24 protein-coding genes are annotated in these 23,169 nt (G+C 37.9%); 17 read left to right on the top strand and 7 right to left on the bottom strand.

Annotated elements, in window-relative coordinates; genetic code table 11:
* Nucleotides 1-13: 13 nt before the first annotated feature.
* Nucleotides 14-1,033, bottom strand: a complete 1,020-nt coding sequence (locus I588_RS06940) for a lactonase family protein (protein ID WP_010755763.1) — start codon at nt 1,031-1,033, stop codon at nt 14-16.
* 106 nt (nt 1,034-1,139) lie between these two features.
* Between I588_RS06940 and I588_RS06935 the strand changes: the two genes are divergently transcribed.
* Together I588_RS06935 and I588_RS06930 are read left to right on the top strand one after the other, a co-directional pair.
* A complete protein-coding gene (locus I588_RS06935; RefSeq protein WP_010755764.1) occupies nt 1,140-1,484 on the top strand; it encodes a PTS glucitol/sorbitol transporter subunit IIA in 345 nt (114 codons plus the stop codon).
* Nucleotides 1,485-1,494: 10 nt separating this feature from the next.
* Nucleotides 1,495-2,664, top strand: a complete 1,170-nt coding sequence (locus I588_RS06930; RefSeq protein ID WP_010755765.1) for an AI-2E family transporter — start codon at nt 1,495-1,497, stop codon at nt 2,662-2,664.
* A gap of 84 nt (nt 2,665-2,748) precedes the next feature.
* Here the strand turns inward: I588_RS06930 and I588_RS06925 are convergent, their stop codons facing one another.
* The 3 genes from I588_RS06925 to I588_RS06915 all read right to left on the bottom strand — a co-directional run bounded on the left by I588_RS06925 (nt 2,749) and on the right by I588_RS06915 (nt 4,410).
* A complete protein-coding gene (locus tag I588_RS06925; protein ID WP_010755766.1) occupies nt 2,749-3,369 on the bottom strand; it encodes an FMN-dependent NADH-azoreductase in 621 nt (206 codons plus the stop codon).
* Nucleotides 3,370-3,517: 148 nt separating this feature from the next.
* Nucleotides 3,518-3,826 (bottom strand): rhodanese-like domain-containing protein, encoded by a 309-nt coding sequence (locus I588_RS06920; RefSeq protein ID WP_010755767.1) that lies wholly within the window; start codon nt 3,824-3,826, stop codon nt 3,518-3,520.
* 194 nt (nt 3,827-4,020) lie between these two features.
* On the bottom strand, nt 4,021-4,410 hold the full coding sequence (locus I588_RS06915) for a DUF805 domain-containing protein (protein ID WP_010755768.1): 390 nt from the start codon (nt 4,408-4,410) through the stop codon (nt 4,021-4,023).
* A gap of 496 nt (nt 4,411-4,906) precedes the next feature.
* Between I588_RS06915 and I588_RS06910 the strand changes: the two genes are divergently transcribed.
* The 12 genes from I588_RS06910 to manA all read left to right on the top strand — a co-directional run bounded on the left by I588_RS06910 (nt 4,907) and on the right by manA (nt 16,695).
* Complete coding sequence (locus I588_RS06910) at nt 4,907-5,743, top strand: class II aldolase (protein ID WP_034692393.1); 837 nt, start codon at nt 4,907-4,909, stop codon at nt 5,741-5,743.
* Between the two features lie 28 nt (nt 5,744-5,771).
* Nucleotides 5,772-7,673 carry a BglG family transcription antiterminator gene (locus tag I588_RS06905; RefSeq protein ID WP_010755770.1) on the top strand — a complete coding sequence of 634 codons (1,902 nt, stop codon included), beginning with the start codon at nt 5,772-5,774 and terminating at the stop codon, nt 7,671-7,673.
* Nucleotides 7,674-7,693: 20 nt separating this feature from the next.
* Nucleotides 7,694-8,107 carry a PTS sugar transporter subunit IIA gene (locus tag I588_RS06900; RefSeq protein ID WP_010755771.1) on the top strand — a complete coding sequence of 138 codons (414 nt, stop codon included), beginning with the start codon at nt 7,694-7,696 and terminating at the stop codon, nt 8,105-8,107.
* A 43-nt stretch (nt 8,108-8,150) separates the two neighbouring features.
* Nucleotides 8,151-8,627, top strand: a complete 477-nt coding sequence (locus I588_RS06895) for a PTS sugar transporter subunit IIB (protein ID WP_010755772.1) — start codon at nt 8,151-8,153, stop codon at nt 8,625-8,627.
* Between the two features lie 23 nt (nt 8,628-8,650).
* On the top strand, nt 8,651-9,415 hold the full coding sequence (locus I588_RS06890; protein ID WP_010755773.1) for a PTS mannose/fructose/sorbose/N-acetylgalactosamine transporter subunit IIC: 765 nt from the start codon (nt 8,651-8,653) through the stop codon (nt 9,413-9,415).
* Complete coding sequence (locus I588_RS06885) at nt 9,408-10,238, top strand: PTS system mannose/fructose/sorbose family transporter subunit IID (RefSeq protein WP_010755774.1); 831 nt, start codon at nt 9,408-9,410, stop codon at nt 10,236-10,238. The genes I588_RS06890 and I588_RS06885 overlap by 8 nt, the downstream gene beginning before the upstream one ends.
* A gap of 15 nt (nt 10,239-10,253) precedes the next feature.
* Nucleotides 10,254-11,297: a zinc-dependent alcohol dehydrogenase gene (locus tag I588_RS06880; RefSeq protein ID WP_010755775.1), complete on the top strand. Its 1,044-nt coding sequence runs from the start codon at nt 10,254-10,256 to the stop codon at nt 11,295-11,297.
* Nucleotides 11,298-11,314: 17 nt separating this feature from the next.
* On the top strand, nt 11,315-12,802 hold the full coding sequence (locus I588_RS06875) for a xylulokinase (protein WP_010755776.1): 1,488 nt from the start codon (nt 11,315-11,317) through the stop codon (nt 12,800-12,802).
* Nucleotides 12,780-13,334 (top strand): DUF4428 domain-containing protein, encoded by a 555-nt coding sequence (locus I588_RS06870; protein WP_010755777.1) that lies wholly within the window; start codon nt 12,780-12,782, stop codon nt 13,332-13,334. Before I588_RS06875 ends, I588_RS06870 begins: the two co-directional genes overlap by 23 nt.
* 499 nt (nt 13,335-13,833) lie before the next feature.
* Complete coding sequence (locus I588_RS06865; protein WP_010755778.1) at nt 13,834-14,655, top strand: VOC family protein; 822 nt, start codon at nt 13,834-13,836, stop codon at nt 14,653-14,655.
* A 47-nt stretch (nt 14,656-14,702) separates the two neighbouring features.
* Nucleotides 14,703-15,734, top strand: coding sequence for a serine hydrolase domain-containing protein (locus tag I588_RS06860; RefSeq protein WP_010755779.1), 1,032 nt, complete (start codon nt 14,703-14,705; stop codon nt 15,732-15,734).
* Between the two features lie 13 nt (nt 15,735-15,747).
* A complete protein-coding gene (gene manA / locus I588_RS06855; RefSeq protein WP_010755780.1) occupies nt 15,748-16,695 on the top strand; it encodes a mannose-6-phosphate isomerase, class I in 948 nt (315 codons plus the stop codon).
* 45 nt (nt 16,696-16,740) lie between these two features.
* Here manA and I588_RS06850 read toward each other — a convergent pair whose 3' ends face one another.
* The 3 genes from I588_RS06850 to I588_RS06840 form a co-directional block, all read right to left on the bottom strand.
* Nucleotides 16,741-17,433 carry a type 1 glutamine amidotransferase gene (locus tag I588_RS06850; protein ID WP_010755781.1) on the bottom strand — a complete coding sequence of 231 codons (693 nt, stop codon included), beginning with the start codon at nt 17,431-17,433 and terminating at the stop codon, nt 16,741-16,743.
* Entirely contained in the window at nt 17,426-18,778 is a 1,353-nt protein-coding gene (locus tag I588_RS06845) for a Mur ligase family protein (RefSeq protein WP_010755782.1), read from the bottom strand. Before I588_RS06845 ends, I588_RS06850 begins: the two co-directional genes overlap by 8 nt.
* A 115-nt stretch (nt 18,779-18,893) precedes the next feature.
* Nucleotides 18,894-20,291, bottom strand: coding sequence for a TrkH family potassium uptake protein (locus I588_RS06840; RefSeq protein WP_010755783.1), 1,398 nt, complete (start codon nt 20,289-20,291; stop codon nt 18,894-18,896).
* A gap of 234 nt (nt 20,292-20,525) precedes the next feature.
* On the opposite strand from I588_RS06840, the gene I588_RS06835 reads away from it, so the two are divergent.
* The 3 genes from I588_RS06835 to prmC are packed head-to-tail and all read left to right on the top strand — an operon-like array spanning nt 20,526 to nt 23,007.
* Entirely contained in the window at nt 20,526-21,107 is a 582-nt protein-coding gene (locus I588_RS06835; protein ID WP_010755784.1) for a thymidine kinase, read from the top strand.
* Entirely contained in the window at nt 21,108-22,181 is a 1,074-nt protein-coding gene (gene prfA, locus I588_RS06830) for a peptide chain release factor 1 (protein ID WP_010755785.1), read from the top strand.
* Nucleotides 22,174-23,007 (top strand): peptide chain release factor N(5)-glutamine methyltransferase, encoded by an 834-nt coding sequence (gene prmC, locus I588_RS06825; protein WP_010755786.1) that lies wholly within the window; start codon nt 22,174-22,176, stop codon nt 23,005-23,007. Before prfA ends, prmC begins: the two co-directional genes overlap by 8 nt.
* The last annotated feature ends 162 nt before the right edge of the window (nt 23,008-23,169 follow it).

Here is a 23,169-nt window from a genome sequence, read left to right as displayed (position 1 = left end):
TTCAAAACCCTTTCTAATCAAAGTAAACACAAACACATTCAGGTGCATAAATATCTTTTTGCAACAGTTCTAGCTTACCAGTGGCTGAGTCACGACGATACAAGGTTAAGTTGTCGGTGTTTTGATTTCCACAAACAACGTATTGATTTTCCTGATCTAGATTAAAGTCACGAGGACCATCGCCTTCGGTAGAAATAAATTGAATGGCCTCTAAGTGTTTTCCTTCTTCAGAAATACTGTAGACAGCGATTGAATTATGGCCACGGTTTGAAGCATATAAAAATTTACCGTCATTTGAGATGCGAATCGCTGCACCAGAGCTCTCACCAGAAAAATCTTCAGGAAGAGTGGAGAGTGTTTGAATGGCACGGAAGCTGCCATCTTCACGATTATAGTCTAAAACAGTAACTGTATTATCCAATTCACCAAACAAGTAAGCTAAATCTTTCTCTGGATGAAAAACAATATGACGAGGGCCGCTGCCAGCCTGACTAGTATAAATAGCCACCTCGGTTAATTGTCCATCTTGGTCAACATCGTAAGTATAAACATGATCAGTACCAAGATCGCATACGACTAAACGTTTGTCTGGTGTTAGATCAGTGTAGTGGACATGGGCTGTGTTTTGATTTTCATGTGGACCAGTTTCTTCATCATGGAAAACAGAAGCAGCAGCGGTTAGCGAGCCATCCTTTTCGATTCGATAAACGTTCACTTCACCTTTATGATAATTAGCCCCGTAAAGCAATTGGCGTTCTTCATCTACTCCAACGTAACATAAAGGGGCGCCTTCTTCGGTTACTGCGTTCAAAAAATTCATTTGCGCGTCGTAGCTGGATGCACCGCCTTCTTCATTTCTGGTTGTAACAGAATAAAGATTGCCAGCCTGACTTTTTGTTAAGTAAGTCGGACTGATTTCTTCAGTAACTAGTTTTAAGTTATCCAGCGTTGCTTTTTCAGTATCCAACTGAATTTGATAAATTCCTTCGCTTCTATTTCGAGTATAAGTTCCTAAAAGAATCGTTTTAATCATAATATCCTCCTTTATTGGTTGTCTATATTTTACCAGTATGGAAGAGACTTGGATAGCTACAAGTTTATGATATAATTGAACAAGAAACTAGAAAAGAGCGTGAATGATGACAAAAACAGAAATTATTCAAATTGGAGAACAAGCAGTCAATGAAGAACCCCTTCTGATTCTTTTTGGTGAATCAGTTACACCGGAACTAGCGATTCATTCGATCGTTCAGCGGAAAGTCGATGCACAGCCGTTTGATTTGAAGGTTGGCAGTGAAATTCGCTTTGGTGAACAAGTGTACCAAGTAACAGCATTAGGAGGTCTAGCCAACCAAAACTTAAATGAAATCGGTCATGCGACACTTTTCTTTAAGAAAAGCGAAAACGAAAGTGCTAATGGCGTCTATTTAGAACCCGAAGTTGTACCAACTGTTGAAGCAGGAATGGAAATCAGCTTCTTGTAGGAGTGAATGCATGGATAAAAAGAAATTTACGGAAAAGACTTCCTGGTTTTGGAAGTGGTTTTTAAATAATCAGGTAGTAGTGGGCCTAGTAGTTGTCTTACTTTTACTTTTGATTTTATTAGTATTTACCAAAGTTTCCTACCTATTCGAACCTGTGGGGCAGTTTTTTGCTATTGTGGGGCTGCCTATGGTGTTAGCCGGGATTCTTTTTTACTTGATGAATCCAGTTGTTAATTACTTGGAGAAGAAGGGAATAAAGCGGCAATACGGTATTATCCTATTGTTCATTGTCGTCTTACTATTGCTGGTTTGGGGAATCGTGGTAATTGTTCCAGAGATTAGAGAGCAGATTCAATCTCTTGTTAAAAGCTTTCCAGGCTATATCAATACAATTGGTGAGAAAGCTGATCAGCTGTTTAAAGATCCTTCTTTCCGTTCAATTCAGGAATATATTGAAAATAGTGCGCAAAAGATATTGGAATCTATTACTGACTTGACTCAAAATCTTTCACGAGCAACCTTGCAAGGTTTAGGTAGTGTGGTATCTGTAGTCACTAATATTGTGATTGCTTTGTTTACAGCACCGATCATTCTATTTTTCCTATTGAAGGATGGTAAACGTTTAGGGCCATACTTAGTTTCCTTTTTGCCAAATAGAATGCGACGCCCAACTTATCGTGTGCTGAGTGAAATGAATCAGCAGCTAGCCTCTTATATTCGTGGACAGCTGACAGTTGCTTTTGCAGTAGCGGTGATGTTTATGATTGGTTTCTCCATTGTGGGATTGAACTACGGCATTCTGCTAGGCGTTTTAGCTGGTTTTCTAAATCTGATTCCTTATTTAGGATCATTCTTAGCAATGGTTCCAGTTGTATTCATTGCAATTGTGACTGGGCCGATTATGTTGGTAAAAGTAATCATTGTATTTGCAATTGAACAAACGATTGAAGGTAGAATTGTTTCTCCTTTAGTTTTAGGCAGCCAGCTGGAAATTCATCCAGTAACCATTATGTTCGTCCTGCTGACAGCTGGGAAAATTTTTGGACTAGCTGGAATTATATTAGGTATTCCATTCTATGCTGTGGCGAAAGTAATCGCTACACATGTCTTCGAATGGTACAAGAGTGTCTCGACACTATACAATGACGAAGAAGCTGTAGAAGAGTCAGCTGATTCGTAACAAAAAGAGGTCACTAGAACCAATCTTTTGTGATTTGGTTCTAGTGACCTCTTTTATTTGAATCAGCATAAAGCTGTGAGTTTGTTAAAAGTTTTTAGCAATTTCAACGGCTTTTTCTTTTGCTGCATCTACAATAGCAGTACGTTGATTAGGATCATAGTCTGCACCTTCAATGTAAACAGCTGAGAAGTCAGTAACACCAACAAATTTCAGCATTTCTTTTACATACATCGCTGAAAAATCTTTTCCATCGTAAACACCGCCGCTGGATTGAATATGCAAGGCCTTTTTACCCTCTGTTAAACCAACAGGGCCTTCTGCTGTATACTTGAATGTTTTGCCTGCCACGTTAACAGTATCAAACCATGCTTTTAAACGGGTTGGAATATTCAAGTTCCACAAGGCATTTGCAATGACAATTTTATCACTAGCTAAGAATTGTTCGGTGAAATCATTGAATAAGCGAACTTTTTCTTGTTGGTCTGAACCCAAATCTGTGAACTCTTTACCTTGACTTAGTTCTTTCCAAGCCATTAATAAATCTTGATCAATCTCCGGTAGACTTACTTGAAATAAATCAACAATGTCGACAATATCCTCAGGATGTTCTGATTGATAAGCTGAAATAAATGCATCTAACACAGTTAGTGTTTGTGAATCTTCATTTGTGAGCGGGTGCGCTTTCACAACTAGTACTTTTGCCATTAATATACTCCCTTTCTTCCAATGTATCTTAATAGTATCGGATAAGGTCAAAATTCTCAATTTATTTGCTTACAAAAAGTACTAATAAAATGTAATACACCTCATTTGTCTAATAGAACAGATAAATGAGGTGTATTATTGATTTTTCTTAGCTTGCTAGATAGTGAGTAAAGGCAGTTGCACCACCAATAACGTTAACTACATGATAGCCTTTTTGTCTTAAAAAGCGTGCCATTATTTCTGATTGGTCGCCAAATTGACTAAATAAGTAATAGGTTTTGGTTTTGTCCAGTTGAGTAAATTGATTTACTAATTGTGTTAATGGAATTTTTGTGAGCTCAGTAAAGCTTGCCAAATCTGTTGTATCAAATATATCTGGATCTCTGAGGTCCAGCACATGCAGGCTATCGTTAGCCGAAAGTACCAAAAATTCTTGGATGGTAATTGAATCGTTCATAATTATCCCTCTGTTCCATTTATGCTTGCTCCAGATATTAATACAGATAACTTGTGAAAACAAGTACTATTGGAAACTTCTTTAAATAGTCTAAGTATCTTTAAAGAAAGATTCACAAATAAGGCAAAATAAGACCGGGTAAATAAAAAATGGCACAAAAAAGAGCCAGAAATTTCTGACTCTAAGAATCTAACTTAGGATAATTCTGACTGATTGATAGTCCAGCGTGAAAAAGGTTTACTTGGCAAAATTAGTAGTACAAACATGATAATCGGTCCTAAAATAGGAATGATGTAAAGCAAAATCCACCAGTTGCTTTTATTCGTATCATGCAGTCTTCTTGCACGGACAGTAAAGTTTGCTAACCAAATTAGAAATGAAAGAACTAAAAAGATCAATACACGAATGTTCAGTTCTTTTACCGATTCTGTTGAAAAATCATAGTATCTCGATAGATTAGTTAACCAGCTGTACAGAAATAAGACTAAATAATTAGCTACCTGCGGCCACCAATATTGACTGCGAGTAGCACGAGCGTCCATCACCGTAATGTTTTTCCAATATTCTTTATATGCTTGAATCATCGATATCACTCCTCTCATTTAGTTTCTCTTTAAAAGAATAATTAGTCAAATGATCGGCTTAGTTTAGGAAAACTGACAAAGTACCTCTTGCAAACGAAGTCATTTGCTGATTTTAAATTTAACCTCTTCAATGTATAGTACAATTTTTTATAAGCAGTACAAAAGCAGCTACGTCAAATAGAAGCAAAAAAAAGAGAATGAGAGCAAGTAATAAAAAGGAGTGGTTCATAAGAAGGAGCAGTATATAGCAACAAAAAATTGCAGGATTATTCCTGCAATCTGGGCTTGCATAAATAAATGATTCGAATGATCAAGGCTATTCCAATTGTGTGAATAGATGCTTTCTTTGTTCTAGCCGAAAAAAAGCATGTTTTGTTCACTAAATAAGTATTTTTTACAAAAAATAGTTGCAGGAACAATCATGCAAAATGTCCAATCCTTCTCCTTTCTTTTTCAGTATAAGATGGACGTAGAAAGAGAGAAAGAAGGGAAATCAATGCAACTAGTAAATGGGTACAAGCTCATGGAGTATGCACGGGAAAAAGGCTTGGTATTACCTGCCTTCAATACAACCAATTATGAATTAACAACGGCTATTATAAAGGGTTATCAGGCAACGGGCTTGGGTGGCTATATTGCCATTTCTTCCAGCAATTTGAAACTATCAAGTCCGAAGATTATCGCTGACATGGTTAAGTCCACCATGCAGGAGGTGACTACCCCTATAGCTTTGCATTTAGATCATGGGAAAAGCTTTGAAGATGTAAAAGCCTGCATCGATGCTGGCTTTACTTCTATCATGGTTGATGCTTCACATCTTCCTTTTGAGGAAAATATTAGGGAAGTGAAGCGAACCGTTGAGTATTGCCACTTTTATGGCATTCCTGTTGAGGCAGAGCTTGGGGCAATCGGTGGAAAAGAAGATGATCACATTGCTGAAGAAGATGCCAAAACAAATCCAGCTGATGTAGCGGAATTTGTTAAGCGGACCAATTGCGATTTACTGGCGGTTTCTATTGGCAATGTCCACGGGATGGATTTGTCACCAAACCTGGATTTTCCATTGTTGGAAGAAATTGCACAAATTTCTTCAGTACCTTTAGTTTTACACGGTGGATCGGGGATTCCTTTCGAGCAAGTAAGAAGAGCTAAAAAACAAAATTTGATTAAAGTGAATTATGGCTCAGATCTCCGTCAAGCATTCATTCGCACCTTTGGCCAAGCCTATGAAAAGAACCACAATGAGTTTGACATTATGTCGTTGTCCAAGAAAGCAATCGCACAGGTAGAAGAACGTGTAAAAGTGATCATTGGAGAAGTCAACGGCAAGTAAAGATAAAAACGAGGGAGGGGAAGCCATCGTGTTAAGTAAAAGACAAAAAGAAATACTAAGAGTATTCGAAACTCATAGCCCCTCTTTTTTAACTGCTGACTATTTTGTAAATAAATTTGACGTAAGTATGCGCACCATTCAAACCGATATTAAACGAATTCGTGAAGAGCTAGCCAAGGAGAACTATGCTGAACTCATTTCCGTAGCTTCAAAGGGAAGTAAGCTGGTGATTAACGATACAAAGCTTTATCAAAAGGCTATGACAGATGGTGAAATGTTTAATGAACAAAACCAATCAGATCGCGTGAGAAAACTATGTATTTTACTGCTGAATCAAAAAAAGCCAATAAGCCGTCAAGCGTTAATGGATCGACTGTTTATCTCGGCTTCAACGCTTAATTCTGATTTAAAAGAAGCGGACAATCTGTTAAGCAATTATCAGTTGACAATTGAACGCAAAAGAAATTCAGGGATTGTAATAGTCGGCAGCGAATACAACAAACGGAAATGCCTGCTAAAGCTGGGGCATATCGAAATTCATCAAAATCAAGATAACTTAAGTAATCAAGAGAACTTACGGCAGGATATCGAAAAGATTTTGGTCAGTGTATTGCTGAAACATCATTATCATATTTCAGAAACGCTTTTCCAAAATTTGATCGTCCATATTGAGATGGCGATTAAACGAATGAACACGGGATTTTACATTGGTGCTCATGAGTTAGAAGAAACTAGTGATTTTGAATCAGAAATAGACGTTGCCAACGAAATTTTTGCCAAATTAGCTGAGCGCTTTTACTTCAAGGTATCCCACGAGGAAGCAATTAATTTAGCGATTTATATTAAAGGAAAAAGCGATTATGAAAATGATGACTATATTTCTGAAGAGGTAAATACCTTTATCTTACATTCATTAAAGGAAATTAATGAAAAATTCGACATTGACTTTAGACAAGAAATTGATTTGCGAATTTCTTTGGCTCTGCACTTGATGCCACTTTTAACTAGAATTGAATACAATATTCAAAATGAAAACCAATTATTGGATCACATCAAGCAGTCATTTCCATTGGCTTTTGATATTGCAGCCTATATGTGCTTGCTGCTACAGGAAAATATTCATAAGCGGATTGAAGAAGGCGAAATTGCTTATTTAGCCATTTATTTTAATCAATACTTAGCGAAGTACAATGATATTTCTGGAAAGAAACGTATTTTAATTATTACTAGCTTGAAGCGCAGTGAGAGTGTCTTGCTTCGTCAACGTTTTGCTACTTGGTTTGCAAATGAGATAACTGTTTTAACGCTGCTGAACACCCATGAAATTCAAGCAATTGATGTAGAGGATTATGATGTGATTTTTACAACAGAGCAAACAGAATTTACCGACAAAATTGGCGCAATTTTAATTAGTTTTTTCCCTAGTGAAACGGAATATTCAAAAATCAAATTAGCAATTGATGGCTTTAATGACAAGTTCGATATTGTGAATTTATTTAATGAAAAGCTGTTCTACCATGGACGTTTTAGTGAAAAAAAAGAAGTGTTAGATAAGATTTGCTCCATTTCTGTAACCAAAGTCGGGGATAAGGTGTTCCAGCTGCGAGAGGCGGTTGAACTGCGAGAAGGTCTGGGCAGCAGCTACTTTGGCAATGGAATTGCTTTACCGCATCCGATTAATCCGATTATGGCAGAAACATTTGTTTCAGTCATTTTGTTAAAGGATGAGCTGAACTGGGATACTGATGGAAATAAGGTTCGCTTAGTCATGTTGGTAGCGATCGAAAAGAATAATGCAAAAGTTTTTCAGCTGTGGAATTATCTTGGAAAAATAATCCAGGAAAAAGGGTTTGTTGATCGTTTAATCAAAGACCCTACATTTGAGAACTTCAAAGAAAATCTTTCACAGCTGCTAGATGAATATATTTAAAAAAGCGAGGAGGATAATACATGAAATACATTTTTGTATCCCATGGTGATTTAGCAAAAAGTATCTTGGGCAGTGCTCAAATGATTGTTGGTGAGCAAACAGATGTGAGAGCTTTTGGGCTCTATCCTAAAGATGACATTGGCGGCTTAGCGGCTCAGGTTAAGGAAGCTATTGAAGATTTCGGCGGTGGAGAGGATATTATTTGCTTTACCGATTTGTTTAGCGGCAGTCCTTTTAATGCGGTGGTTTCGTTGATGGGGGTCTTTCCAATTCGTCACATTACAGGAATGAACCTGCCGATAGTTTTAGAAGCGTTTATGGCTAGAATGAATGAAGAATTTACAGCCGAAGAAATTGCTGTAAAGCTTTTGCACCAGGCGCCAAAGACAGTCATTGATGTAAATAATTATTTGGAACAGAACTTAGAGGAGTAGTTAGCAGATTCTTGAGAACATCCAAAAAGAGGAGAGAGAAAAAATGAAAAATATTGTTTTTGCAAGAGTGGACGATCGCTTAATTCATGGGGAGGTAGTAACGGCATGGACACCCTCGTACAGTATCAATCACATTGTCATTATTGATGATGTAGTGGCTAGTGACCCATTTCAAAAGAGAATTTTGAAAGCTTTGGCTCCTACAAAGGTAAGAGTTGATGCCTTCACAGTGGAAGAAGGCATTGCTGAGCTGAAAAAACCTTATAACGAAAAGGAGCGGATTTTGTTATTAACGAAGACACCAATTACGTATGCCAAATTAGTTGAAGGAGGAATTGAGCTGCCACAGGTTAACTTGGGTGGTATGGGGATTCGTGATGAACGGAAACCGTTTATTAAAAACGTGGCCTGTGACGAGGAGGAAATAAACGCAATTCGTCAAATGGTGGATAAGGGAGTTCATGTGTTTTATCAATTGGTACCAGAACAACGACTTATCGAAATTACGAACTTATTGTAATTATAGAAAAGGAGGAAATAAGTATGTCCATCTTTCAAGCATTTCTTTGTGGGGTAGTTTACTTTTTAGCGATTGGGAATCTGCCGTTTGTTGGTTTATGGTCACTGCAGCGTCCATTAGTTTGTGGGCTGGTAACTGGAATTATTTTAGGGGATCCTTTGACAGGTGCAATGACAGGCGCTTCGATTAATTTGGTTTATTTAGGATTTATCTCGGCTGGCGGCTCAATGCCAGCAGATATGGCTCTTGCTGGGATTTTGGGAACAGCATTTGCTATTACTGGTGGTTTAGATGCGGAAACGGCACTATCAGTAGCTGTTCCGATCGGTTTGCTGGGAACAATCGTCTGGTATGGTCGAATGACTTTTGGTTCGGTTTTTGTACACGTTGCAGATAATTATATTGAAAAGGGTGAATACCACAAGATTTGGCGAGCAAATGTGCTCTTTCCACAATTGATGACTGCTCTAATGACCATTATTCCCTGCGGTTTAGCTGCTTACTTTGGTGCCAGCTATATATCTGGTTTTATTGAAGCTTTAAGTGGAACAGCATTGACCATCTTCACTGTAATCGGTGGAATGATGCCTGCTTTGGGGGTAGCGATTACCTTACAGTATATTTTTAAAGGTGAAGCACGCGTCTTCTTATTTTTAGGCTTTATTTTAGCGACGTATTCAGGACTCGATTTATTGCCGCTAGGTGTAATTGCTGGATTGTCGGCTTTAATTTATGTACAAGCAACTAGTCATAAATCTGATTCAGAGGAGGAAGAAATCTATGAGTAAAGAGGTTGAAGGAAGCTTGATTCGCAAAAAAGATCTATTCCGCTCTTGGCTGATTTGGGAGAACCTGCCGCAAACCTGCTACAACTATGAACGGATGATGGGGCAAGCAGTCGCTCATGTGTTTGTTCCAATTTCCAAACGACTTCACAATGACGATCCAGAAAAGAAAAAAGAAATGATGAAGCGGGAAATTGAGTTTTTCAATGTCCATATTGAATTTGGTTCTTGTATTATCGGGATGATCATTGCTTTGGAAGAACAAAAAGCCAAAGGTGTAGAAATTCCTAGTGAGTTTATCACCAGCTTGAAAACTTCATTAATGGGACCATTATCAGGAATTGGAGATACTATTTTCCAAGGGGTTCTTATTCCAATTTTATTGGCAATCACGATTGATTTGACGCTTAAAGGGACTATTTGGGGCTCCATCATTTACGCAGTAGCTATCATTGCAATTGCCTGGGGAATGAGTTATGCCAATTTCATGTTCGGGTATCGAGCCGGGGCTGATGCGGTGATGGATTTTCTAGAAAAAGGTATCCTAAACAAAGTATTACGTGGAGCTGAAATCATGGGTTGTATGGTAATGGGTGGTTTGATTTCAAGCTATGTTAAAATGCATGTGGCTTTAGAAATCGCCAGCTCAACTACGACCTTTAAGGTTCAGGAACAGTTTCTAGATGCAGTTATGCCAAATATTTTGCCTTTTGCCTTTACTATGTTGATTTATTGGTTAATGAAACGCGGCTGGTCTTCCTTGAAGGTTATCGGTCTAATTGTAGTTGTCGGTATTGCGGCAGGTTTCTTAGGAATTTTAGGCTAGACAGGAGATTCTATCATGAAAGCAATTGTAGAAGTGGGAGTGAAGCAATTAGAAATTCAAGAATTGCCGACTCCGGTAATTGAAAAAGATGAAGTGCTAATGAAGGTTCGAGCTAATGGCTTATGCACTAATGATATTCGTGATTATTTGGGGGACACGGTTTACTCGTTCCCCCGAGTTGGCGGACATGAATTTAGTGGTGAAGTGGTAGAGGTAGGTTCTGAAGTAAATCCAAACCACTTTAAATTGGGGGATCATGTTGTAAAATACATCATTCCAGCTTGTGGTGAATGTCATTACTGTAAAATTGGTCGTGAAAACTTGTGTACGGAGGTTGCCTCTTCTTCAACTTTTCAAAACCCAGCTGGACTGTCAGGTTTCTTCGGAATGGCTCAATATATTGCGGTAAAGAGTTGGGATTTGTATAAGTATCCGAAAGAAGTGCCATATACACATAGTGCTTTTACTGAGCCCTTGGCTTGCGTGGTGAATAGTGTTGAGCGAGCAGATATTTTATTTGGACAAGATGTTCTGATAATCGGCGGGGGCGTGATGGGCCTGATGCATGTAATGCTGGCAAAATTAAAAGGAGCTCGAGTTTTGGTCAGCGAACCAAATACAGAACGTCGGCTGCTTGCTGAAAAAGTAGGTGCCGATGTGACCTTTGATCCAACACAGAAGGATGCTGTTGGATACATCAAAGAACAAACAGAAGGTCGTGGTGCGGACGTTGTCTTTAATACGACTGCTTTGCCAGGGATTGCACAGCAGGCAATGGAGTTTACGGCAACAGGTGGACAAACATTTATGTTTAGTTCTCTTCATCCGAATGAGCCTGTTCCAACTAACATGGGAGCAGTTCATTCCTATGAAAAAGTGATAACAGGTACAGTCAGTCCGACTATTCGAACGTTCTATCGCTCGATTCAACTGATAGCCAAAGGCTTAATTGATCTTACACCTCTTTTAGATAAAACATTTGATTATACTCAAGCAGCCAATGCATTTGAGTATGCTTTAAAACCTGAAACATTAAAAACAATGATTACCTTTGATTAAAGAAAGCAGGGAGAGCGATGAAGCAGCCGATCTATGTTGGCTTGGATATTGGTACGACAGCTATAAAGATATCTGCAGTCACTCAACAACTAGAAGCGGTGTATGAGATGCAGTACGCCTATAACTACCGCACACCTTGCAAAGGGTGGACGGAAATCAACCCAGATACCTGGGTTGACATCGTGTTGGAGGGGCTAAAAGAGCTGCTCCAGCACATTCCTGCTAAAAAGATTGCAGGAATTGGGATTACGGGGCAGATGCATACTATAGTTTTTGTTGATCAGCAGGGAGAGTCTGTTCGACCAGCTATATTGTGGAATGACAATCGGACAAAGGAAGCTATTCCGATGATAAAGCAGCAACTGCAAAAAAAAGAACAAACAGCTCATCTGTCGCAAGTGGTTTCGCCTGGAAGTCCCTTAGCCAGTTTATTATGGGTAAAAGAAAATGAACCAGAAAAATATAATCAAATTGCTAAAATTTTAATTGCGAAGGATTATGTAAAGCTGAAGCTTACAGGAACTTATACCACTGATTATTGTGATGCCTCAACTTCCTCTATGTATAATCTATATACAGACACTTGGTCAAAAGAGGTGCAGCAGCTATTTGATTTTGACCCACAATTATTTCCAGAAATAAAACCTGCATCAACGATTGTGGGGTGTTTAACCCCTAATGTATGTGAAATACTTGAGATTGATACGAAAATACCTGTAATAGCCGGTACAGGAGATAATGTAGCGGCAGCTTTAGTTTCACGCAGCTTTGAGGAGAATCAGCCGTTAATTTCTTTAGGAACATCAGGTGTGGTAGTCATTCCTGATCAAACGCATTGCTTAAAACCAAAAGGAAAAAATGTTGTTGCGAAAATTACGGAAACGGACAACGCTATTATCACACAAGGAACTGTTCAGGCAGGGGCCAAAGTAAACAGCTGGTGGATGGAGAAGATTTTACATACTACTGAGTACTCAAAAGAACAAAAACAGATTGACGATAATCTTTTAGGAAAAAATGATGTGCAATTTTTCCCACATATGAATGGAGAGAAGACGTTATTTGCAAATCCTATGTTGCGTGGGGCTTTTGTTGGTTTAGGCTTGGAAACGACTCGGGAAGAAATGTATTTAGCTGTATTAGAAGGGGTGGCTTTCGGTATTCGACAGCTATTTGAAGCTATGCGAAATAAACAGCAGCCAGAATATTTTACGATAGTCGGCGGCGGTGCTCAAAGTGAACTGTGGATTAAGATCATCTGCAACGTATTAGGTTACCCAATTAAGCGAATAGTCTCCTCCCAAGAAGCTGTTCATGGGGCAGCGATTTTAGCAATTATTGGCGTAGAGGGAAGTTTTTCCTTTCCCGATAATGAATACCAAATGGTTTACCCAAAGCAATTACTATGTAAGAGCTATGAGGATTGTTATCAAAGATATATAAAGTTAGTCCAAATGTTTCTATCTGCAGGAGGTGCTGAAAATGGGAGAATGTCTGATTTGTAATCGTTCTTTACGTTTTATTAAATTTAAGTGTGCAGATGGTTATGTCTGCAAGCACTGCTATGAAAAAGTGAGCTTAAACTTTACTCAAACCATTAAGACAAAAACCAGAGCAGAATTGTACGACCTGTTAAAAAATTTTGATAAAAAGCAGCAAGCAGAACCTTTTGAAATTTCTCGCAGAATCAACCAACTGGTTCTGTTTGATGATCAGCAAAAGCAGCTGTGTCTTCCGCACCATAAAAAATACACAAAAGAAGCACTGAAACCTGAAATTTACTCATTTTCAGCGATTAAGGAGTGTCAGCTGGTGGAAGATAAAATCGAAAAAATTGTTAAGAAAAAGCAGCAAACATTAGGATGTATTAAGGTTGCGATTACTTTCATAGAGGGAAATGAGGTAACTAGAGATATCTGGCTGATTCCTAACTATATCAGCCGCAGCAGTATGCCTTATAAAACGATGAAATCACTCGCACAGAACATTGTTACTGAAATTAATCGATCAAAAGACATGGTCCTTTATACTAAATAACAAAAAAACAAGAGTGGAAAAATGTTCGCGCTTGTTGCTTTGACTTAGGGTTGCTTTCTCTTTATAAGAGTAAGCAGCTTTTTTTCTTGGTAAAATGATGTCTCATGGTACATAATATTCAACAAAAAAATTGAATAGTCAGTTTAATTTTTTGAGAGGATGTAGGTTTTTGAAACGGCTCTTCTAATTGAGCTGGAATTTGATTATGTTCAGTTTGACCGCAGTGAGGATATTTTGGTGTTAAAAGATTCTAAATTAAGAGAACTACTTGGTATAACACTATGACTATAAAACTGTTCAGTGAGCGAGTTGCTGGGAAACTTTATTTAGGTAGAAATGGATCCACTTTGTTTTGTAAAACAATTAGTTTTCTAAGATGGAAGGCTGAATGAGCGTAAAACCGAACATTTTAAGGAATACTTCTCTTTAGGGAGGCTATCACTTGCGGTATTTACGTGCTATGGGTAAAATTAGGATGAATATGGAGGGATTAAATAAGATGGGGAAATTCAATTTGGGTAATCTCGCACTTAAAACGATTGCGGTTCGAGTGAAAGATCGTGATTTGATGATTCATTTTTATCGAGATATCATAGGATTTCATTTGTTGCGAGAAGAAAATGAATTAGCAATTTTAGGTTATAAAGAGCCAATGACTGAATTACTATGGCTGGAAGAAAGCCCGCGAGCAGAGGATCACAAGGGAGAAATTAAAAAAATGCAGCGTTTTTCATTGGCAGTTCCCAATGAAGAAGAATTGGCAAACGTTGTATATCGTGCACAAAAAAATGATTACCAAATTAACAGTGCTCTGAAAACAGAAAAAGAAAAAGGTATTTTACTAGTTGATCCAGAAGGCAATGAAATTGAAGTTTTTTACGCACCAGACGAAAACAGTTCAACTGAAGAAGCGAATACTTTCAATGTAGATTCTTTAGCAGCTAAATCAACGCAAAAAGAAAAAATTCATCAGTCCTATTTTGGTCGGGTTCATTTAAACGTAAGCGATTTAGCAAAAGAGGAAGATTTTTTATCTGAGATTTTAGGCTTGAAGGTTCAAGAGGAGTCTGGACATCTAAGAATTTTAAACCGGGGAGATTTCCATGTAGGTCTATCGCAAGCCAGTGGTGGAACAATTGATAAGCCTACAGATAAAGTATTAGGCTTAGATTTTTTGCAATTTATTGTTACGAAAGAGGATTTGTTGGCACTAATTGATCATTTAAATGAAAACAACAAAGAATTTTTTGTCGATCAAAAACAATCGTTGATTACCATCTACGACTCAGTTGGCATCGAATGGTGGTTTGTTTTAAAATAGTAAGAGATTGCCGCGTGAGAACGCGGTTTTTTTGATAGGAGAAAAGAATGTTTCCTAAAACGACTAAGAAGCTTAAAGAAAAAATGAATCAAGGTGTTTTTCCCGGAGCAGTATATACTTTTATCGAGGGAGAACAAGAACAGACTTCAGTAATTGGACTAGCACAAATTGAGCCTGTGCAACGGCCAATGCAAGAGAATGCGATCTTTGATGTGGCTTCCTTGACGAAGGTAATTTGTACAACTACTGTTATGCTAAGGCTTTGGGAAAGAGGGAAGTTTGATTGGGATCAACCTTTACAGACCTTATTGCCAAATTTTCAAGACTCGCATATTACCTTGAGACATTTGCTGACCCATACGTCAGATATTCAAACCTACATTCCCAATCGAGATAAATTAAATGCGCAGGAATTACGATCCGCTTATTTAATATTGAAATCGGGAGAATTGTTAGGAAAGCAAGTGAAATATACAGATGCAGGAACAATATTACTTGGTTTTCTGCTAGAGCATTGGTACCAAAAAGATGTAGTCGACATTTTTCGTGAAGAAGTGTTACAGCCTTTAGAAATGACTAACAGCTGTTTTTTGCCAAAGGTTATTGATGATCGTTTTGTTCCAACTGAAAAATTGACTAATGGCCAAATACTTCAAGGAATTACCCACGATCCTAAGGCTAGAGTTTTAGCAAAGCATGCAGGAAATGCCGGATTGTTTACAAATATGCAAGATTTGAAAAAATTTACTCAAATGTATTTGAATTTTGGTAGGGTTAACGGTAAGATTTACTTGCACGAGAGTACAATCAACTTTTTATTGTCTGATCGAACACCTTCTGGAAAAGGAGAGCGCAGTATCGGCTGGGACTTAAAAGTTAGCTCTATGGATCAGGAGACATTACTTTTTCATACCGGCTATACTGGAACATTTATGCTTGTTGATCCGATGAAACAGTCAGCATTTCTCTTTTTATCTAACCGGGTACATCCGCAAGACTATCGAAGTGAGTACTTGCGTCAGCGTGATGATATTTTAGCAACTTATTTAGCGGAACGTGCAGCACTATATCAAAAATAGAGGAGTTATCGACGTGGAACCATTATTTTTAAAACCAGTGTTTCAAGAAAAAATTTGGGGAGGCAATCAGCTTCATACGGTTTTCGGATTTGATTTGCCAAACGACAGTATTGGTGAGGATTGGGCGATCAGTGGTCATCCCCATGGAGTAAGCGTTGTAGAAAATGGTCCTTTTAAAGGTTGGCAGTTAGACAAGCTGTGGGCAGAACACCGAGAATTATTTGGCAATGCATCAGGTGATGTTTTTCCTTTGCTGACCAAAATTTTGGATGCAGAAGATGATTTGTCTGTTCAAGTTCATCCAGATGATACTTATGGCCTGAAACATGAAGGTGAATTAGGTAAAACTGAATGCTGGTATATCATTGATGCTAAACCAGGTGCGGAAATTGTGTACGGTCACAATGCTAAAACGCGAGAAGAACTAGCTGAGTGGATTAAAGCTGGCGAGTGGGAACGTTTATTGCGACGAGTACCAGTGAAAAAAGGCGATTTTTTCTATGTACCAAGTGGAACGATTCATGCAATCGGTCGTGGTATTATGATTTTAGAAACTCAGCAAAGCTCAGATACAACTTATCGTGTATATGACTATGATCGGAAAGATGATCATGGAAAAAAACGTGAACTGCATATTCAGCAATCTATTGATGTAACAACAGTTCCTGCAATCAGTCCTGAATTAGAAGTAAAAGAAACGAAACATGGTGAGTCATCAATTATAAATTATCTAGAAACTGACTTTTTCAATGTATATGAATGGGATGTTTCTGGTTTGCTTTCCGTGACAAAACAAGGCTTATACACATTAATGACTGTAGTAGAAGGCTATGGAAACCTGGTTGTCGATGGTCAATCCTATGAACTTCAGCCGGGAACTAGCTGTATTCTTCCGTCTGATATTCAAATGTGGTCACTAGAAGGTGAAATGAAGATCATCGCTTCTACCCCAGGAAAATAAAACAAAGCAGCTTGATCCACAATTCACACGGATCAAGCTGTTTTCTTATTCTGCTGGAAGTTCTGGAAGCTCAACTTCTTCGCCGTACTTATTTTTTAGTGCGGTGTGTAAAAGTCTTAGTGCTAAAGCTTTGTTGCGGGAAAGAATTGGTCCATGGAAGTAGGTACCATAAACATTTTTATAAATGACTCCTTCTCCTTCATCTTCACCATTATTACCTTGTCCTTGAACAACCTTGCCTAAAGGTCGTTCACCTTCACCAAGGAAGGTTCGACCATTGTGATTTTCGAAACCGTAATATGTTTCATTAAACTCTTCGTTGTGAATAATAATGTCGCCAATAAAGCGATTGTTATCTTGACTCAAGGTATAGTGATCCAGTGCCCCAATACCATTAATTTTTTCACCGTTTGCACCGATATAATAGTGGCCCAATAACTGATACCCACCACAAACAGCTAAAATAACCCCATCGTTTTCGATATATTCGGTAAGTGCTTCTTTTTTATCTTGAATGTCTTTAGAAACAATTACCTGTTCATAGTCTTGACCACCGCCGATAAAAACTAGATCATATTTTTGCGGATCAAAGTCTTGATGGATGCTGATAATTTCTGTAGTTAATTCAATACCCATTTGTTTAGCATAATATTGAAACATCAACAGATTGCCGTTATCACCATAAGTATTTAACAGATTTCCGTATAAATGTGCCATTGTTAATTGATAGTTAGCCACGATCCATTCCTCCATCAATATAGCCTTTTTGCGCTAATTCTTTACGCAGCTGCAATACAGCCGTATAAGTAGCCAAAATATAAACGTGCTCAGTTGGAACAGTTTTAATTGCTTCAATTACATCTGAGAGACTCTCTTTTTCTGACAAGTGCTCTGGTGGGATACCTGCCACCTTCAAGCGAAGTGCCATATCTGTGTGACGATCGCCACCGGCAATAACAGCAGGAATTTCCATGTTGGCAAAAGCTTCATGATTCCCATCCCAAATCCAACTGACGTCAATTCCATCGGCATAATTAGCATTTAATAGAGAAACTAAGGAGAAGGGATAAGGAGCTAATCCGATCATATCAATAACTTGATTCAAGCCAACTGGGTTTTTTACTAAGACCAAAGTACATTTCTTATCGCCAATTGTAAATTCTTCTTGACGGCCAAATACTTTTTCATCGTACCCTAAACCTTGCCGAATCTTTTCAGGAGAGACATTAAAATGTTCTGCTACTGCAGTTGCTGCTAAAGCATTGTAAACATTATACATCCCACCAACTTCAATTTTGTATTCCTGACCATCAATGACAAAATTTGAAGAGGTATTGTCCATATCTAGCATTTTGGTTAATTTGTAATCTAACTCCGGCCGATGGAAGCCGCAGTTTGGACAGAAGTATTTCCCTAAGTTTGCATAGGTGATCATTTGATAGCGTAAAATGTGCTGACATCTAGGACATAACAGTCCATCAGTATTATAGTGAGCTTCTTGTTCTTGATCAGGCAAATGATCAAATCCGTAATATTTTCTCGGATTTACCGTATCTAGAGAATTAAAGATAGGAGAATCACCGTTACAAATGATCGGTGCATTAGGAGATTTAGCCGCTCCTTCAACAATCATTTTGTAGGTTGTATAAATTTCTCCATAACGATCCATTTGATCACGAAAAATATTGGTGAACAAAAATAGTTCGGGTTTAATATACTCGGTTACTTTACTTAAACTAGCTTCATCAATTTCAAGGACTGCAAATTTCTTTGATCCTTTTTTTCCGTTGGCCTGCAGGAAGGTAGAGACAATTCCTTGAGCCATGTTGGCACCTGTAGGATTGGTTAACACTTGATCAAATTCTTGTTTCAAGATATTAACAGTTAATGCCGTTGTTAAGGTTTTTCCATTAGTTCCAGTTACGACAACAACACTATAATCTTTTGCCAGTGTATCTAGAATATGAGGATCAAGCTTTAAGGCCAATTGACCAGGATAACTTGAGCCGCCTTTAAAAAAAGTTTTTAATACCCATTGGGAGGTCTTGCCGGCTGCAATTGCCAGATGACTTCGTAACCCCATAGTACATCCTCCATGTCTTTGAACAAATTTAGTTTATCTTATCATACTTGAAAAAAAAGTTTAAACAGCTTTTCTTATTCTTAAGTTTTCTGCAAAAAAGGCAGGAGCTGAACTCCTACCCAATAATAATTTTTTCTTCAGGGTATTCATACCCTAAGTCACGAGTTTCTTTTGGAACAAATAGCAGCAACGTATAAAGCATTCCAATTCGCCCGATGAACATAAGTATGGCAATCATAATCTTGCCAGTGGCAGACAAATCATCGGTAATGCCTAAAGACAGTCCGGTTGTTCCAAAGGCTGAAGTTACCTCTACAATGATAGAAATCAAGGAGTGTTCTTCTGTTGCTGTTAAAAACAGGATACTAAAAAAGCACATGCCCATAGAAAGCATAAAAACAACTACAGACTTACGAACATCATTTTGTGGGATTCGTCGATTGAAAATATTGATATCTTCTTCATTTTTCAAAAAAGAGTATAGATAAAGACCAATAATAGCAACCGTTGTCGTTCGAATTCCACCCCCAACTGAGCTGGGGGATGCCCCAATAAACATCAACATAGAGAAAATGATGAGAGTAGTATTTTGAAATTGATTCAAATCATGAATCTGCAAACCAGCATTTCGCGTAGTCATGGAATAAAAGGCAGAATTTAACCATTGATCACCAAAGGATAGTTGATGAAAGCTATGATTTTTTTCCAGCAGCCAAATGATAATAGTTCCGCCCACAAACAAAACAACAAAAGCCAAAAGAGCAATTTTAGAGAACAAACTGAAACGAAAAGGTATTTTTGAAGTAGACCGACGATGCATAATCCAGCCATAGAAATCCATCAACACTGGAAAACCAATTCCGCCAATAAAAATCAAGAACATAATGACGATCAAAAATAAGTGGTCGTTGGCCAACGGAATAATTGAGTTTCCCGTGACATCAAATCCAGAATTAGTCACTGCTGAAATTGATTGATAAAAACCATAAAAGATCGCTTCACCAATTTTCGAATAATAGCCCATCATGTAAAAATAGATTGAAAAAATGGTACCGAAAACTAATTCTGTACATAACAGCATAGTTAAGGTGATTTTGATCAGTAAAACAACTCCACTTAAACGTGGCTGATTCATGTCAGTCATAATCAATTGTCGCTGCTTCAAGGTAATCCTTCGTTTAGAGACAATAAAAAAGAAGGTACTGATCATCATAATCCCTAAGCCGCCAACGTGAAACAATATCTCCAACATGACAACTCCAGCCTCATTAAAGACCGAATTAATATCAAAAGTAGTTAAGCCAGTAACTGAAACGGTTGAAATAGCCATGAAAACCATATCCAAAAAAGGAACATGGGAATCTTGTTGACGAAAAACTGGTAAATAAAAAAGAAGTAAAGACAACAGTGTCATGATCAAATAGTAGAAAACGATAATTTGGATCGATGAGAACCGATTGTCCAATCTACGCAAACTTCGCTTCACGAAGTTCAGTCGACGGGAAAAATTCATAGGGACAATAGACTCCTTCTATCAATAATTATCACTAGTATATCATGCTTGCAAATAGAAGAAAGAAGAATTCCTCAGTTCTTAGTTGCCGGGGCAATTTCTTTACGGAAATATCAAAAATTACAAAGAATTTCCTTCTTCTTTAGAGAATCAGCAGAGAATAGAAATTATGACTGTAAAAAATACTGCTTTTCAGCTATAATACGATAGGAATGTAGTGAAAGGTGAATAGAGATGGCACAGCTTTTTTTTAAATATGGCGCAATGAACAGCGGAAAGACCATAGAAATTTTAAAGGTTGCTCATAATTATGAGGAACAAAATAAACCAGTTGTATTAATGACTAGTGGTTTGGATACTAGAGATGGTGTTGGCATGATCGCTAGTCGAATTGGCTTAAAGCGTCCAGCAACTCCGATTTTTGCTGACACGAATGTTTATCAATACGTTAAAGGATTAGACTATAAACCATATTGTGTTTTAGTTGATGAATCACAATTTTTACAAAAGCATCATGTTTTGGAATTTGCCCAAGTTGTTGATGAATTGGGCATACCAGTGATGGCTTTTGGGTTGAAAAATGATTTTCGAAATGAATTATTCGAAGGATCGAAATATCTACTGTTGTATGCAGATAAATTAGAAGAATTAAAAACGATTTGCTGGTTTTGTCACAAAAAGGCCACAATGAACCTGCATTTTATTGATGGCAAACCAGTTTACGAAGGTGATCAAGTGCAGATTGGCGGCAATGAGGCTTACTATCCAGTTTGCCGCAACCATTATCTGCACCCGGAAATTAAGGAGGATGAATAAATGTACGATCAGTTACAAAGTATTGAAGATCGTTATGAAGAGCTAGGTGAATTACTAAGTGATCCGGAGGTTATTACTGATACACAACGGTTTATGAAGCTTTCTAAAGAAGAGGCAAGTATCCGTGAAACCGTTGAAACCTACCGTCGTTACAAAAAAGTAATTGAGGGAATCAGCGAAGCTGAGGAATTACTAGGTGAAAATCTGGAAGCTGACATGGCTGAAATGGCAAAAGAAGAATTGTCAGAATTAAAAAAAGAAAAAGAAGTTTTAGAAGAAGAAATCAAAATTTTACTACTGCCCAAAGATCCGAATGATGACAAAAACATTATCATGGAAATTCGTGGGGCAGCTGGTGGCGATGAAGCAGCACTATTTGCTGGTGACCTATTTAATATGTACCAGCGTTATGCTGAAGCACAAGGTTGGAAAACGGAAGTCATGGATGCCAATGTTACGGGTATCGGTGGCTACAAAGAAGTAATCATGATGATTACCGGAGACAATGTATTTTCGAAATTAAAATACGAAAGTGGAGCTCATCGAGTACAACGTGTGCCTTCAACGGAATCACAAGGACGAATTCATACTTCTACCGCAACTGTTGTTGTTATGCCTGAAGCAGAAGAAGTTGAAATTGATATTGATGAAAAAGATATTCGTACAGATATTTATCATGCTTCTGGAGCTGGTGGACAGCACGTTAATAAGACTGCTTCAGCTGTACGTCTGACCCATATTCCCACAGGTGTAGTAGTCGCAATGCAGGACGAACGTTCACAGTTGAAAAATCGTGAGAAAGCGATGAAAGTCTTAAGAGCACGAGTATACGATAAGATTTCGCAAGAAGCTCAGTCTGAATATGATGCAAGTCGTAAATCAGCGGTTGGGACAGGAGATCGTTCTGAACGTATCCGTACCTATAATTTTCCGCAAAATCGCGTAACCGATCATCGAATTGGTTTAACGATCCAGAAATTAGATCAAATTTTAACTGGTAAGCTGGACGAAATTATCGATGCCTTGATTATGTATGATCAAACGAAGAAACTGGAAGAGATGCAAAATGGTTAAAACCTACGTAGAAGTCCTTTCAAGGGCTTCTTCTTTTTTAGAAGAAGCAGGTCTAGAAGGCTATGCAATTGAATACCTATTTCTAGAACGTAAGGGCTGGGACAAGACCCAGTGGCTTTTACATATGCGTGAAGCAATCACGGTTGAAGAAGAGAAGTGCATTCAAGCAGATACTCAGCAGCTTCTTAAATACATCCCAGCTCAATATATTTTAGGTTACAGTGATTTTTTAGGTCATCGCTTTAAAGTGACGAAGGATACTCTGATTCCTCGTCCAGAAACCGAAGAGCTAGTTATGCTTTGTTTAGAAAAAAATCAACAGCGGCAGTGTTTAAAAGTTGTAGACATAGGAACAGGAACAGGAGCAATTGCGATTAGTTTGAAATTAGCACGTCCTGATTGGCAGGTTCAAGCTGTCGACATCGCAGAAGAAACGCTGAAGGTTGCTGAAGAAAATGCTAGCAATCTAAAAGCAAGTGTTTCATTTTATTTGGGTGATGTTTTATCAACTATCAGTGAGCCGCAAGATATTATTATTAGTAATCCGCCTTATATTAGTCATTCTGAATGGATGTTAATGGATGAGAGTGTTCGAACCTATGAGCCTAAAAAAGCTTTATTTGCTGAAAACGATGGATTGGCTATATATCAAAAGATTGCTGAAGAAGCTCCAAACTGCTTAAAGCCAGACGGAATGGTATTATTGGAGATTGGTTTTAAACAAGGTTCACTAGTTAAAGAGATAATGGAGACTGCTTTTCCTGACAAATATGTTGAAGTAAAAAAAGATTTATCTGGCAATGACCGTATGATTGTTGTTTCGTAGATAAAATTAGTGTGGATAAAATTTTTTTGAACCGATGAATTTATAAAAGAACATTGATTTATCAAGTGATAGAGCTGTTTAAAAGTTATCAACAAGGTTATGCACACTTGACAAAATCAATATCCACAGTCCGTGGATAGCCGTTAAGAAACATTTGATAGA

It is taken from the genome of Enterococcus pallens ATCC BAA-351 (assembly GCF_000407485.1).
Lineage (GTDB): Bacteria > Bacillota > Bacilli > Lactobacillales > Enterococcaceae > Enterococcus_A > Enterococcus_A pallens.
This window is presented reverse-complemented; position numbering and strand designations above follow the sequence as displayed.